The organism is Bradyrhizobium sp. CCBAU 65884, assembly GCF_028128835.1.
In the GTDB taxonomy this organism is placed as follows: domain Bacteria; phylum Pseudomonadota; class Alphaproteobacteria; order Rhizobiales; family Xanthobacteraceae; genus Bradyrhizobium; species Bradyrhizobium ottawaense.
In genome coordinates this window covers 1-12,900 of the sequence record NZ_LBJU01000128.1, presented here as the reverse complement: position 1 = coordinate 12,900, position 12,900 = coordinate 1, and the positions used below count along the sequence as shown (strand labels likewise).

Below are 12,900 nucleotides of genomic sequence, written 5' to 3'. Positions count from 1 at the left end.
GCTCCGTCATTGCGAGGAGCGGAGCGACGAAGCAATCCCGAGTCTCCCCGCGAAGGCAGTCTGGATTGCTGCGCTACACTCGCAATGACGGAGCTTGCGACAGCGTCCCGCGCAATTCACTTTTACCTTGCCACCGACAGCTTCTCCGTGATCGCCTTGCGCAGAATGCGCGACAGCGATTCCACCGAATACGGCTTCTGGATCAATTCGAAACCGCGATGGGCGTTTTCTGCGAGCACGTTGCTGTAGCCGGAGGTGAGCACCACGGGCAGGCCCGGATAGCGCTCGCGGATGATGCCGGCGAGCTCGACGCCGTTCATGCCGGGCATGATGACGTCGGAGAACACGAGGTCGACGGCAAATTCGTTCTCGCCGAGGATCGCCAGCGCGGCGTTGGCGTTGGCGACGCGGCGAACGACGTAGCCGAGATCTTCCAGAAGCTCGGTGGAGAAGCGGCCGACTTCGTCGTCGTCCTCGACCACGAGCACGCGATAGCCGCGCCCGGTGGTCGCGGCCTCATGGGTCAGTGCCGCGGCTTCCTTGTCGGTCGCGGGGCTTTGTGCCTGCGGCAGATAGATGGTGAAGGTCGCGCCTTTGCCCTGGGTGCTCGTCACCGCGACGTCGCCCTCGGACTGCTTGGCGAAACCAAAAGCCTGGCTGAGGCCGAGGCCGGTGCCCTTGCCGACCTCCTTGGTGGTGAAGAACGGCTCGAAGATCGAGTCGAGATGTTCCGGCGCGATGCCGCTGCCGGTGTCGCTGACGGAGATGGCGACGTAGTCGCCGCCGCGCGCCGATTGCGCGCGCAGGCTGGGAATCCCGGAGACCTTGCGCACGGCGATGATCAGGCGACCTTCGCCGTTCATGGCATCTCGGGCGTTGATGGCGAGGTTGATCAGAGCGGCCTCGAACTGGGCGATGTCGGCGACGGTAAAGCAGTCGGCATCGTGAATCTCCACCGCGATGTCGATACGGCCGCCGACCAGCGGTCGGACCAGCTGCGCGACGCCCTCGACCTGGCTGCCGACGTTGAAGATCTGCGGCTTCAGCGGCTGCCGGCGCGCGAACGCCAGAAGCTGGGCGGTCAATTTGGAGGCGCGCTCGACGGTCTCGGAGATGGCATCGACATAGCGGCGGCGGCGCTCTTCCGGCAGCTCGCGGCGGCGCAGGAAGTCGGTGGCCGAGCGGATGATGGTGAGGAGATTGTTGAAGTCGTGGGCGACGCCGCCGGTGAGCTGGCCGATCGCCTCCATCTTCTGCGATTGCCGCAGGGCTTCCTCGCCGCGCCGGCGTTCGGTGATGTCGACGGCTTCAGGGACGGCGCCGGTGATGTCGCCGTGGCGGTCGAGCACGGGGCGCATGCCGAAGTCGAAATCGCGCTCGCCGATGGGAAGGCGCAGCCGCATCTCCAGCCGCACGGCTTCGCCCTTGAGCACGGTGTGGAAGGCCTCGCGCACCTGCGCGCTCATGCCCTCCGTCGCGCTGAACCAGGGCGTCTCCCACAACGGCTTTCCGATCACATCCGACGAGCTCGCCCCGATGCCATCGAGTGCGGTGTTGTTGGCGTAAAGCAGCTCGCCCCTGAGATTGACCAGGCCTTGATACTGGTTGCTGGTCTCCAGGATCGCGCGCAGCCGCGCCTCGTTGGATTCGAGCTGGGCCGTGCGCTCGGCGATGCGCTCTTCCAGCGTCTCGTTGAGCTGCCGCAGCTCGATCTCGGCCTGCTTGGCGACGGTGATGTCGTGGGCGACGCCGATGAAGCCGATGTGCTTGCCGGTCGGGTCCCAGCGCGGCTGCGATTCCGAGCGCAGCCAGCGCCATTCGCCGCTGGCGTTCTTGTAACGCGCTTCCAGCACGAAGGGCTTGAGCGACGCTTCACCCTGGACCGATTGCTGCAGCACGTGCGGCAGGTCGTCGGGGTGCAGCACCTTGCGCCAGTCGAAGTCGATGGCCTCATCGTAGGGCAGGCCGACGAAATCGACATAGGCCTGGTTGGCGAAGGAGCGCTTGCGATCGAGCTTGGTCACCCAGATCGGCACCGGCGCGCTGTCGGCGATCAGCCGGAAGCGCTCCTCGCTCTCCCGCAGGGTCTCGCGCGCGAGCATCTGGTCGGTGATGTCGATATGGGCGCCGACGAGCCGGATGGCGCGGCCGTCCTTGTCGCGCTCGATCTTGGCGACGACCCGGATCCAGCGGGTCTCACCGTCATTGGGACGGACGATGCGGTATTCGGCGGTGTAGTCTTCGCTCGTACCGGCGAGTGCATCGACGAAGTGCTTGACGGTGGCGTCGCGGTCCTCGGGATGGATGCGATTGACCCAGTCCTCGTGCGACTCCTCCGCCGCCTCCGGCGGCAGGCCGTGGATCATGAGGTATTCGGGCGAGCGCCGGTTCTTGAAGCCTTCGCGAAAATCGACCTCGACGCCGCCGACCTTGCCGATGCGCTGGATGCGCGCCAGTTCGGCCTCGCGCTCCTGGAGCGCGCGATAGGCGTTGTCGCGCTCGCGCGCGACGTCTTCGAGGTGTTGGCGCAGCCTTTCGGCGGCGATGGTCTCGGGCAAGGGATCGTTCAAGGCATCGGCCGTTGTCATGCGGGAGCGCACGTGCCGGACCGATATTCACACAGACGGAGCGTGATGGCCATTGTTTAGAGGAATAAGGCTGGGAAAGGCGCCATTAAACGGATGGCGGTGCGCATGAACGAACGCCGGGTCTGGCAATTTGTTCCGGAGACTGGAACGATCGGCCGGCGGACGCGTCTTCGCGAGGCGTCGCGAATGTCTTTGATAAGGCTCCCTTTCCGAAGAGGATAAATCTTGAAGCTCTTTGTCTGCCAGGCCTGCGGCAACGTTCTCTATTTCGAGAACCGTGCCTGCGAACGCTGCGGCCATCGGGTCGCCTTCCTGCCGGAGGAGGAGACGATGTCGGCGATCGAGCCCGACGGAGAGGCCTGGCGGATCCTGGCCGACAAGGGCGAAAGCCGGATGCTGTGCCGGAATGCCGAGTACGATGCCTGCAACTGGCTGACGGATCCAGGCGAGGGCAACGGCTATTGCCGCGCATGCCGCCACAACGGCATCGTGCCGGATTTGTCCGACCCCCGCCAGCTTGCCGGCTGGCGCGAGCTGGAGGTGGCGAAACACCGCCTGTTCTATTCCCTGATCCGCTGGAAGCTGCCGCTCCAGGCCCGGCAAGACGATCCCGAGCATGGCCTGATCTTCAATTTCCTCGCCGACGATCCGAACAGCGCAGAGAGGGTCATGACCGGCCACGACAACGGCCTGATCACGATCGCGCTCACCGAGACCGACGACATCGAGCGCGAGCGCCGCAGGCTCGAGATGGGAGAACCCTATCGTACGCTGCTCGGGCATTTCCGGCACGAAGTCGGGCACTATTTCTGGGACGTGCTGGTGCAGGGCGGCGGCAAGCTCGAGGAATGCCGCGCGGTATTCGGTGACGATTCCACCGATTACGGCCAGGCCCTGCAGCGTCACTATGCCGAAGGCGCGCCGCCGGACTGGCAGCAGAACTATGTCTCGGCCTATGCCACGATGCACCCCTGGGAAGATTTCGCCGAGACCTGGGCGCATTATCTTCACATCGTCGACACCCTGGAGATGGCCGCCGAGTTCGGCATGGAGGTGCGTCCCAAGGTCGACCGCGACGGGGAGTTGACGGCGCGTATCCGCTTCAACCCCTATGAGGCGAGGGACGTCGAGGCGCTGGTCAACGCATGGCTGCCCTTCACCTTCGCCATGAACAGCGTCAACCGCGCCATGGGCCTGCGCGACCTCTATCCCTTCATTCTGTCGCCCGCCGTGGTCGGCAAGCTGGGCTTTGTTCATGGCCTGCTCCGGGACGTCGCCAGGTCCGCGTCGAGGCCCGGCAAGCCGTAGGTCGTCCGACGGCTTGTCAGCCCGGTTTCGGTCTTGCGCTGGTACGCCAGATGGCCCGGATTTAGACCGTTGCCTCCGGCCGATTTTGATGTACCACGGGAGCCACACGGCCCGTCCCATAGGCCCCAACGGCCAGGGAAGGGTCCCGCCCAAGGTCGAGACTCAAGAAAAGCATGTTCAAACGCATTCTGATCGCCAATCGCGGCGAAATCGCCTGCCGGGTCATCAAGACTGCCCGCAAGATGGGAATCGAGACGGTTGCCGTCTATTCCGAGGCCGACCGCGACGCCCTCCATGTCGAGATGGCCGACGAGGCCGTGCTGATCGGCCCGCCGGCGGCAGCCGAGAGCTATCTGGTGATCGAGAAGATCGTCGAGGCCTGCCGCAAGACGGGCGCCGAGGCCGTGCATCCCGGTTACGGCTTCCTGTCCGAGCGCGAGGCGTTTCCGCGCGCGCTGGAGGCCGCAGGCATCGTCTTCATCGGCCCGAACCCGGGCGCGATCGCGGCGATGGGCGACAAGATCGAGTCGAAGAAGGCGGCCGCCAAGGCCAAGGTCTCGACCGTGCCCGGCTATCTCGGCGTCATCGAGGACGACAAGCACGCGGTCAGGATCGCCGACGAGATCGGCTATCCCGTGATGATCAAGGCGTCCGCCGGCGGCGGCGGCAAGGGCATGCGCATCGCGCATTCGACCTCCGAGGTTGCGGAAGGTTTCAACCTCGCCAAGGCCGAGGCCAAGGCCTCGTTCGGCGATGACCGCGTCTTCGTCGAAAAGTTCATCGTCGATCCCCGCCACATCGAGATCCAGGTGCTGGGCGACAAGCACGGCAATGTCGTCTATCTCGGCGAGCGCGAGTGCTCGATCCAGCGCCGCAACCAGAAGGTCATCGAGGAGGCGCCGTCGCCGCTGCTCGACGAGGCCACGCGCCGCAAGATGGGCGAGCAGGCCGTCGCGCTGGCCAAGGCCGTGAATTACGACTCCGCCGGCACCGTCGAGTTCGTCGCGGGGCAGGACAAGAGCTTCTACTTCCTGGAGATGAACACGCGCCTCCAGGTCGAGCATCCCGTCACCGAGCTCGTCACCGGCATCGACCTCGTCGAGCAGATGATCCGCGTTGCCGCCGGCGAGAAGCTCGCCATCGCGCAGAAGGACGTCACGCTGACGGGCTGGGCGGTGGAATCGCGCCTCTACGCCGAAGACCCGTTCCGCAACTTCCTGCCCTCGATCGGGCGGCTCGTGAAGTATCGTCCGCCGGCGGAAGCCAGCAAGGACGGCATCACCATCCGCAACGATACCGGCGTCCAGGAGGGCGGCGAGATCTCGATCCATTACGATCCGATGATCGCCAAGCTCGTCACCCATGCGCCCTCGCGCGCGGCCGCGATCGAGGCGCAGGCGACCGCGCTCGACTCGTTCTATGTCGACGGCATCAGGCACAACATCCCGTTCCTGTCCGCGCTGATGCATCATCCGCGCTGGCGCGAGGGGCGGCTCTCGACCGGCTTCATCGCCGAGGAATTCCCCAAGGGCTTTGCGGTGCGCGTGCCCGATGGCGAGGTTGCCCGGCGGATCGCCGCGGTCGGCGCCGCCATCGATCACGTGTTAGGGGAGCGCAAGCGCCAGATCTCGGGGCAGATGGGCGGCCGCGTCGTGCAGCGCGAGCGGCGCCGCGCGGTCTGGCTCGACCGCCAGGAGATCCAGCTCGAGGTCGGACGCGAAGGCGAGGCGATCGCGGTGCGCTTCATCGACGCCGAGGGCAAGGCCGGCAATTCGCATCTGCTGGCCTCGCCGTGGAAGCCGGGCGATCCGGTCTGGCAGGGCAGCATCGACGGCCACTTCGTCGCGGTGCAGGCGCGGCCGATCCCGAACGGCATCCGCCTCGCGCATCAGGGCGTCGAGGTCCCCGTCTATGTCTGGACCGAGACGGAAGCGACCTCGGCGCGGCTGATGCCGGTGACGACGGCCTCCGACACCGGCAAGAAGCTGCTGTGCCCGATGCCCGGGCTCATCGTCTCGATCGCGGTGACCGAGGGGCAGGAGGTCAAGGCCGGCGAGACGCTCGCGGTGGTCGAAGCCATGAAGATGCAGAACGTGCTGCGCGCCGAGCAGGACGGCACCGTGAAGAAGGTTCACGCCAGCGCCGGTGCGACGCTGGCGGTGGACGCGCTGATCCTGGAGTTTGCGTAAGGCGCTCCGGAGTACGACAGTCGACCCTCACCCTGAGGAGCCGCGCTTGCGCGGCGTCTCGAAGGGCGAGGCCACAGCCGGGCCTGCATCCTTCGAGATGCGCGCAAGAGCGCGCTCCTCAGGATGAGGAATTGAGAGTGAGGCACCCATGGCCTTTCGTTCCCGCCGCGAGAAACTGCGCCTCATCCTGTCGGGCTCGGCCTGCATCCATCCCGGCTCGGTCTATGACGCGATCTCGATCCGCATCGCCGAGGACCTCGGCTTTCCGCTCGGCATGTTCGGCGGTTCGGTCGCCTCGCTCGCGGTGCTCGGCGATCCTGACGTCACGCTGATCACCCTCACCGAGCTTGCCGAGCAGATGCGGCGGATGTCGCGCGCAGCTAGCCTGCCGGTGCTGGTCGATGCCGATCACGGCTATGGCAATGCGCTCAATGTTCGCCGCACGGTGCAGGAGCTGGAGACCGCTGGCGCCGCCGGCCTCACCATCGAGGACACGCTGCTGCCGGCCGCCTTCGGCGAGGCGAAGACGCAGCTGATCTCGCTCGAGGAAGGCGTCGGCAAGATGAAGGCGGCGCTCGATGGCCGCAGCGATCCTTCGCTGGTCATCATGGGCCGCACGGGAGCAGCCTCGATCACCTCGATCGAGGACGCGATCCGCCGTGCGCAGGCCTATGAGGCGACCGGGGTCGATGCGCTGTTCTTCACCGGCATCAAGTCGCGCGCGGAGCTCGAGGCCGTCGCAGCCGCCACGCGCCTGCCGATCGTGCTTGGCGGTGCGCCGGAGGAACTGAGCGCGCTCGACTATCTCGCCAGTCAGCGCGTGCGTATCGCGCTTCAGGGCCACGCGCCGATCGCGGCTGCGACGCAAGCCGTGTATGAAACGCAGAAGGCGCTGCGCGAGGGCGCGGCGCCGAAGGCGCTGAGAGGTCTGGCATCATCCGACCTGACCAACCGCGTCATGCGCGAGGCCGACGTCAAGGCGCGCAGCGCCGACTTTCTCGGGCTGAAAAAATGAGCCGGGCGATCCTCCAGGTGACGATCCGCGGCCGCGTCCAGGGCGTCGGCTACCGGGCCTGGGTCGAGTACCAGGCAACTGCGAGCGGCCTCGAAGGCTGGGTCCGCAACCGCCGCGACGGCTACGTCGAAGCGCTGTTCGCGGGAGCGCCAAAGCACGTCGCCGACATGGTCGCGCTGTGCCGCCACGGCCCGCCATCCTCGCGCGTGGACAGCGTGACGAGCGAGACCGCGAGCGCGGATGAGCTGAACCTGCGCAGGGCAGGGGAAGCGTTCTCGGTGTTGCCGACGGTGTAGGTGCTGTCTGTGCGCCGGCCGCATGGAAAGGTAAATGCCGAGCGGCTAAGTTGGTCTCGTAGGGTGGGCAGAGGCGCTCTTGCGCCGTGCCCACCACGACTTTCGCGATCGTCGTGAGATGGTGGGCACGCTTCGCTTTGCCCACCCTACGAAGTGTTCACCTCTCGAGAACCTCACCGCGGCAGCTTGGCGATCGCTTCGCTCAGCTCGTGGATTTCGTACGGCTTGCGCAGGATCGGGAAATCGCCGCGCACGCCGGCGGCGACGTCACTGTAGCCGGTGGCGAGCAGGATCGGCAGGCCAGGACGGATCTGACGCAGGCGATGGGCGAGGCTGAGCCCGTCCATCTTGCCGGGCATGACGATGTCCGAGAACACGAAGTCGACGCCGCTATTCTCGATCTCGCGCAAGGCGGCTTCTGCATCGGCGACCCGGCGGACGTGGTAGCCCAGCTGCTCCAGAAGACCGATGCTGACGAGCGCAACGTCGGGATTGTCCTCGACCAGCAGCACCGTGCCGCTGCCTTGGAAGGATGGTCCTTCAGCCGCTTCTCGCGACGGCGTGTCTTCTCCGCGCGGCAGCAGGATGGTGAACGTCGTGCCCTTGCCGAGCTCGCTTGCGACCTTCACGGTGCCGCCGGCCTGATGGGCGAAGCCGTGCACCTGGGAAAGGCCGAGGCCGGTGCCCTTTCCGATCGGCTTGGTGGTGAAGAACGGCTCGAAGATCTTGTCGAGAACGTCGGAGGGAATGCCGAGCCCGGTATCGGTGACGTCGATTGCTACGAAGTCGCCGGCAAGCGGCACCTCGTCCAGCACGACATTGTGCGCGCCGATCGTCACCGTGCCGCCGTCGGGCATCGCGTCGCGGGCATTGATGACGAGGTTGAGCAGCGCGGTCTCGAGCTCGGAGGCGTCGGTCTTGACCGGCCAGACGTCGGGGCCGATGTCGAAGGCCAGGCGTACGGAACTGCCGACGCCGGCATCGAGCACCTCGCGGATCGCCGCGATGCGTTCGGCGAAATCGATCGCCTGCGGATTGACGCTCTGCCGCCGCGCGAAGGTGAGGAGCTGGTTGGTCAGCGCCGCGCCGCGCTTGGTGGCGGTCTCGATCGCCGAGATCGCGCGCTGAACCTTGGCCGCGTCGTCGGGGCCCCGCTTCAGCATGTGCAGGCTGCCGCTGATGATCATCAGGAGATTGTTGAAGTCGTGCGCGACCCCGCCGGTGAGCTGCCCCAGCGCATCGAACTTCTGGGACTCGGCGAGCTGCTTCTGCATCGCCTCGAGCTTGAGCTGCGTATTGCGGCGTTCTGTGATGTCGCGCGTGATCTTGGCGAAACCGACCAGCTCGCCGTCCTCGTAGATCGGGTCGATCACGACGCTTGCCCAGAAGAAGGTGCCGTCCTTGCGGACGCGCCAGCCTTCCTCCTCATAGCGGCCCTTTTCCCGCGCGATGCCGAGCGCGCGGGCCGGCTTGCCGTTGGCACGGTCAGTCTCGGTGTAGAAGCGGGAGAAATGCTGGCCGAGGATCTCCCCGGGCGAATAGCCTTTGATGCGCTCGCCGCCGATATTCCAGCTGGTGATGATCCCTCTGGGATCGAGCATGTAGAGGGCGTAGTCCGCAACTCCCTCAACCAACAGCCGGAAACTGCGCTCGCTCTCGAACAAGTCTCGCTGTTGACTGAACTTTCCGATCATTCCGGGACCCTGCCTCGACGGGAGCAAACGCCACAGGAGGCGGATGGTTCCCTGAAGTTGGGACATTTTTAGGCAGATATCCCGCACCCGTATACGGGATGAAACTCGCTTGACAAGGGGACATGATCGTCAGATATTTCTGTCATGACAGAAATGACCGGAAAGAAGAAACTTCCCACCGCCGTTGAGCGCTTCATCCTGCATTGGGGCGACATGGGGGACGAGTGGGGCGTCAATCGCTCGGTCAGCCAGATTCACGGGCTGCTCTATCTTGCCGAGGCGCCGATGACCGCCGAGGACATCGCCGGCACGCTCGGCATGGCGCGCTCGAACGTCTCCAACTCGCTCAAGGAGCTGCTCGCCTGGAACCTGATCCGGCGCGTGCCGATCCTCGGTGACCGCCGCGACCATTACGAGGCCGAGACCGACATCTGGGAGGTCGCCGCCAGAATAGCGGCGCGGCGCAAGGAGCGGGAGCTCGATCCGGCGATCGCGGCGCTCAGGGCGTGCGTGTCCGATGCCGCCGGCGATCCGACCATCAATCCGGTCGCGAGCAAGCGGCTGAAGGAGATGCTCGCCTTCACTGAGCTCGCCGATCACTGGTTCATGCAGATGCTGAAGGTGCCGCGGCCCCGGCTGGTCGCCTTGATGCGGCTTGGCGAGAAGATCGTCAGCCTGCTGCCGCTGGGCAAGGCCAAATAGCGCTGAGGAGGGTGCGATGACGTCGGCTCGATTATCAGGCTCCAACGCATCGACCTCCGCTCACACCAAACTGCTAGACGACCGCCGCTTCCGCGCGCTGCTGTCGGACGAGGATTGGGGCCGGCTGCCGCTGGCGACGTGGCGGCGTTTCTCCAAACGCGTCGCGGACGGCGAGAGCGTCGTCTATGTCGGCGTGGTCGACGAGGTCTGCTTCAGCGACATCGGCTGGTGGCTCGCCCAGGCTGCGCGCCTGATCGGCGGGCCGCTGCCGACCGGCCGCGACACCGGTGTTCCCATGATCGTCACCGTGACCGAGGACGGCACGACCGGCGGTCAGACCTGGACCCGCATCTGCGCGCGCAAGCGCGGCTTTCCGCACGTGATCCATTCCGCCAAGCGTTTTGCCGGTCCGACGGGGCTCGAGGAATATGTCGGCTTCGGCGTCTCGATGGCGCTCCGCACCGCGGTCGAGGACCAGACGCTGACCTTCCGCAGTGCCGGTTATGGGCTCCAGCTCGGACGCCTGTGGATCCCGTTGCCGCGCTGGCTTACCCCGGGCGATCTCACGGTGACGCACCGCGACCTCGGCAACGGCGCATTCCGCTTCACCCTCGATGTCATTCATCCTCGTTACGGCGCGCTGATCCACCAGTCCGCCACCTTCAGGGAGGCCGTATCATGACGCCGCTATTGTGGACGCTCATCGCCATCCAGATCGTGATGGGCGTGTTCGACACCTTCTATCACCACGAATTCACCGAGCGCCTGGCCTGGCGGGTGTCGCAGCGTTTCGAACTCAAGCTGCATGGCATCCGCAACATGCTCTATGCCTTGCTGTTCCTCGTGCTCGGCTGGCTCGAGGTTTATGGATTGCTGGCGCTGCTGATCGTCGCGGTGCTGGTCGCCGAGATCGTCATCACGCTGATGGATTTCGTCGAGGAGGATCTGAGCCGGAAACTGCCGCCGAGCGAGCGCATCAACCACACGCTGCTCGCGATCAATTACGGCGCCATTCTCGTGCTGCTGCTACCGGTGCTGACCGATTGGGCGATGCAGCCCTTTGGCGTGACCGTCATGAACCAGGGTCTGCTCAGCATCGCCGCGACCGCCTGCGCGGTTGGCGCCTCGCTCTGCGGCCTCAGGGATTTTGCCGCAATGCGCCGGCTCGGCCGGATGCGCAGCGTTCCCGCCGAGGGGCTTGTCGAAAAGCTCCCGGGCCGCAAGACCGTGCTGATAACGGGTGCCACCGGCTTCATCGGCAGTCGCCTCGCGGCGAGCCTCAGCGGCGCCGGGCATCAGGTCATCGCGCTGATCCGCAATCCCGCGAAGGCGGAGATGCTGCCGCCGCCGGTCACGCTGATCACCAGCCTCGATCAGCTCGCCGCGGACACGCCAATCGACGCCATCGTCAATCTCGCCGGCGAGCCGATCGGCAACGGCTTGTGGACCGAGGCGAAGCGCGCGAAGATTCTTGGCTCCCGTATCGGCATGACCGGCGAAATCGTCAAACTGATCGCGCGGCTCGATCGCAAGCCCGAGGTGCTGGTCAGCGGCTCCGCGATCGGCTGGTACGGATTGTGGGCCGACCAGGTGCTGACGGAGTCGGCCAAGTCGCACGCCTGTTTCAGCCACGAGCTCTGCGCGGCCTGGGAGAAGGCGGCGCGGCCGGCGGAGGAGCTTGGCGTGCGCGTCGTCTGTTTGCGCATCGGCCTCGTGCTCGGCACCGAAGGCGGCTTCGTCACGCGCATGCTGACGCCGTTCGAGTTCGGCCTCGGTGGTCCCATCGGCACCGGGCGGCAGTGGATGTCCTGGATCGAGCGCGATGATCTCATTCGCCTGATCGCCTATGTGATGGCGACGCCGGATCTGTCGGGCCCCGTCAATGCCACCGCGCCGATCCCGGTGACCAATGCAAAATTCACCGAGGAGCTTGGCCGCCGCCTGCATCGGCCGGCGATCTTCCGCATTCCCGGCGGCTTGTTGCGCCGGATCGGCGGCGGCTTCGCCGACGAGCTGCTGCTCGGCGGTCAGCGCGTGCTGCCCAACAAGGCGCTGAGCCGCGGCTTTGTATTCAGGCACGAGACGCTGCGCAGCGCGTTCGAGGCGATTTTGTGAGCCATCAGGTGGCCGCGACGCTCCGAAACGTCGCCGCCACCGCGCGTAGCGCCGCAAGCTTGGCGGGATCGCTGACCTTCGAATGTAGCATCACCTTCGAGCTGCCGAGTTTCGGCAGCCTGTGCGCGGGTCCAATATCGACCAGCCCGGGAGGCGCGATCCGCCGCGCCAGTGGCGCAATCGCAAGTCCCGCGAGCGCAGCTGCGACCACCGCCGTGACGCCGCCGCCGACAAAGCGCTCGCGCCAGGCGAGGCCGGCCTTGTCGAGCGCGCGCACGGCGATGGCGCGGACGCCGCAGGGCGGAGCGAGGGTTGCGAGCGGCAGCGCTTCGCCCTTCGGCAGGGTGAAGCGCCGTGACGCGAACCAGCCGAATTCGTCCTCGGTCAACCTCTCGCCGCCGCGGCGGCTGCCTTCCTGGCGGACGATCACAGCGTCCAACTCGCCGGCGTCATAGGCATCCTGCATCTCGCGCGAGAAGCCGATGGTGACGGCGAGGGTGAGATTTGACGACATCGCGTGCAGGCGTTCCAGCAGCGGCACCAGCTCGGGGCCGGCGGCGTGATCGGAGATGCCGAGCGAGAGCGATTGCGCGGCCGGGGCCTCGCCCGACAGCGCGCGGTCATGCGCCGCCATCAGCGCGCGGGCGCTATCGAGGAAGCTGGCGCCGTCGGCTGTGAGCCGGACCGCGCGTGGCGAGCGCTCGACGAGGCGTTTTGCCAGCAACGTCTCCAGCCGTTGCAGCTTGAGACTGACAGCGGCTTGCGTCGTGCCCAGCGCCTCGGCAGCACGCGTAAAACTCTGGAGGTCGGCGACCAGCAGGAAGGCTTTGATCGTGGCGATATCGAGGGTGGCTGTCATTATGGATCGTTATCACTGGTATCAACAGAGATAAGATATCAAAATGACGAGGGGAGGTCTAGTGTCTTGAACCAGAAGTTCGCAACATCGGGTCTTGTTTTTCCGGGGCACTGTAACGACAGAAGCGCTCGATG

Annotated in this window: 10 protein-coding genes; 7 read left to right on the top strand and 3 right to left on the bottom strand. The window is 66.0% G+C overall.

Going from position 1 to position 12,900, the window contains the following annotated elements; genetic code table 11:
- Positions 1–122: 122 nt before the first annotated feature.
- Entirely contained in the window at positions 123–2,600 is a 2,478-nt protein-coding gene (locus XI03_RS29320; protein WP_271594081.1) for a hybrid sensor histidine kinase/response regulator, read from the bottom strand.
- Positions 2,601–2,813: 213 nt separating this feature from the next.
- On the opposite strand from XI03_RS29320, the gene XI03_RS29315 reads away from it, so the two are divergent.
- The 4 genes from XI03_RS29315 (at position 2,814) to XI03_RS29300 (ending at position 7,396) form a co-directional block, all read left to right on the top strand.
- Positions 2,814–3,896, top strand: a complete 1,083-nt coding sequence (locus XI03_RS29315; protein WP_271594080.1) for a zinc-binding metallopeptidase family protein — start codon at positions 2,814–2,816, stop codon at positions 3,894–3,896.
- Positions 3,897–4,069: 173 nt separating this feature from the next.
- On the top strand, positions 4,070–6,085 hold the full coding sequence (locus XI03_RS29310) for an acetyl-CoA carboxylase biotin carboxylase subunit (protein ID WP_271594079.1): 2,016 nt from the start codon (positions 4,070–4,072) through the stop codon (positions 6,083–6,085).
- Positions 6,086–6,233: 148 nt separating this feature from the next.
- Complete coding sequence (locus XI03_RS29305; RefSeq protein WP_271594078.1) at positions 6,234–7,100, top strand: isocitrate lyase/PEP mutase family protein; 867 nt, start codon at positions 6,234–6,236, stop codon at positions 7,098–7,100.
- Positions 7,097–7,396: an acylphosphatase gene (locus XI03_RS29300; protein ID WP_271594077.1), complete on the top strand. Its 300-nt coding sequence runs from the start codon at positions 7,097–7,099 to the stop codon at positions 7,394–7,396. The genes XI03_RS29305 and XI03_RS29300 overlap by 4 nt, the downstream gene beginning before the upstream one ends.
- 173 nt (positions 7,397–7,569) lie before the next feature.
- Here the strand turns inward: XI03_RS29300 and XI03_RS29295 are convergent, their stop codons facing one another.
- Positions 7,570–9,090: a PAS domain-containing sensor histidine kinase gene (locus tag XI03_RS29295; protein WP_271594076.1), complete on the bottom strand. Its 1,521-nt coding sequence runs from the start codon at positions 9,088–9,090 to the stop codon at positions 7,570–7,572.
- Positions 9,091–9,234: 144 nt separating this feature from the next.
- Here XI03_RS29295 and XI03_RS29290 point away from each other — a divergent pair, with 144 nt between their 5' ends.
- The 3 genes from XI03_RS29290 to XI03_RS29280 are packed head-to-tail and all read left to right on the top strand — an operon-like array spanning position 9,235 to position 11,907.
- Positions 9,235–9,792, top strand: a complete 558-nt coding sequence (locus XI03_RS29290) for a GbsR/MarR family transcriptional regulator (RefSeq protein WP_271594075.1) — start codon at positions 9,235–9,237, stop codon at positions 9,790–9,792.
- 16 nt (positions 9,793–9,808) lie between these two features.
- Positions 9,809–10,474: a DUF4166 domain-containing protein gene (locus XI03_RS29285; protein ID WP_271594074.1), complete on the top strand. Its 666-nt coding sequence runs from the start codon at positions 9,809–9,811 to the stop codon at positions 10,472–10,474.
- A complete protein-coding gene (locus XI03_RS29280; protein WP_271594073.1) occupies positions 10,471–11,907 on the top strand; it encodes a TIGR01777 family oxidoreductase in 1,437 nt (478 codons plus the stop codon). Before XI03_RS29285 ends, XI03_RS29280 begins: the two co-directional genes overlap by 4 nt.
- A gap of 4 nt (positions 11,908–11,911) precedes the next feature.
- Here the strand turns inward: XI03_RS29280 and XI03_RS29275 are convergent, their stop codons facing one another.
- The gene (locus tag XI03_RS29275; protein ID WP_271594072.1) at positions 11,912–12,766 is read right to left on the bottom strand and encodes a LysR family transcriptional regulator; all 855 of its coding nucleotides are present in this window, start codon (positions 12,764–12,766) and stop codon (positions 11,912–11,914) included.
- Positions 12,767–12,900 lie beyond the last annotated feature (134 nt).